This is a genomic window from Streptomyces coryli (assembly GCF_011044975.1).
GTDB lineage: Bacteria > Actinomycetota > Actinomycetes > Streptomycetales > Streptomycetaceae > Streptomyces > Streptomyces coryli.
In genome coordinates this window covers 1-1,072 of record NZ_JAAKZV010000552.1, presented here as the reverse complement: position 1 = coordinate 1,072, position 1,072 = coordinate 1, and the positions used below count along the sequence as shown (strand labels likewise).

1 protein-coding gene is annotated in these 1,072 nt (G+C 70.3%); it reads left to right on the top strand.

Annotation, left to right across the window (positions count from 1 at the left end):
• Positions 1 to 459 precede the first annotated feature (459 nt).
• A partial coding sequence (locus G5C51_RS42130) for a nucleotidyltransferase domain-containing protein (protein WP_165246229.1) occupies positions 460 to 1,072 on the top strand: 613 nt, incomplete at its 3' end.

Sequence of the window (1,072 nt, the reverse complement as noted above, 5' to 3'; positions counted from 1 at the left end):
GGACAGGGACGCGGGTGGGAGACGCTGGCGGTCCGCTGGCGGTCCGGCGGCGTGGCAACCAGCGAGCCTTCGCTTCGCCCGGACGAGTGATCCTCCGACTTCCCAGCCGCCGGTAGAGTTCTGCCTGCGGTCACCGGCGAATCCCCTGCCTGCTTACCTAACTGGCAGATCAGTCGGTGGCCGCCTTTGTCCGCGGGGCACCGCCGCCTTCCCGAAGCGCGCTGCGACCGGACCAGGCCCCGACCGGACCGGACCGGCCCGGGGGCTCCTATCGCCTCCCCCAGCGACCGGCTCTCGCCCGGCAGCGTAAAGCCGCCCCGCCCCCTCTCCCTTCCGTAGCCAGCCATCCCACCCGCACCGAGCCATACGCAACACGGCAGCGCGGCCGTCACTATCCGATGCCAAGCCATCCGCATGATCTAGCCTCACCGGAGCCGCCCGCCACTCACAGGAGAGATCGTGCTTCCGCAGCAAGCCCTCATCGACCGCGTCCACCGCACCGCCCGTGCCGACGACCGCATCGAAGCCGCCCTCATGTACGGGTCGTTCGCGGCAGGTGAGGGCGATGCGCACAGTGACATCGAGTTCTGGCTGTTCTTCCAGCCAAGCCACCCCGATGACCCTGCCGCCTGGCTGGCCCAGGTCGGGGATGTCCAGCACCTCGTCCGTAATGAATTCGGCACCCACGTCGCCTTCTTCCCCGGCCTCATCCGTGGCGAGTTCCACTTCGCCACCGCCGACGACATCGACAGCGTCCGCAGTTGGCCTGCCCGAGGCGCGGCCGTCGAGCGCATGCTGGTCGTGGACCGCTCCGGGAAGCTGGAGGCGGCGCTGCGCGGCCTCCCCGAGCAAGTAGCCGCCTCGCCCGACTCCGCCGAAGCCGCCGACCTGTGCGGCCGCTTCGCGAACTGGCTCGTCCTCGCCCACCACGTCGCCGCCCGTGGTGAGTACCTCCGCGCCTGGGACGCGCTCGGGCACGTACAACGTCATCTGCTCTGGATGACCCGCCTCTCAGAGTCGGCCGAGAGCGCGACAGCCCACTGGCTCACCCCCTCCCGCGCCGCCGAAAAGG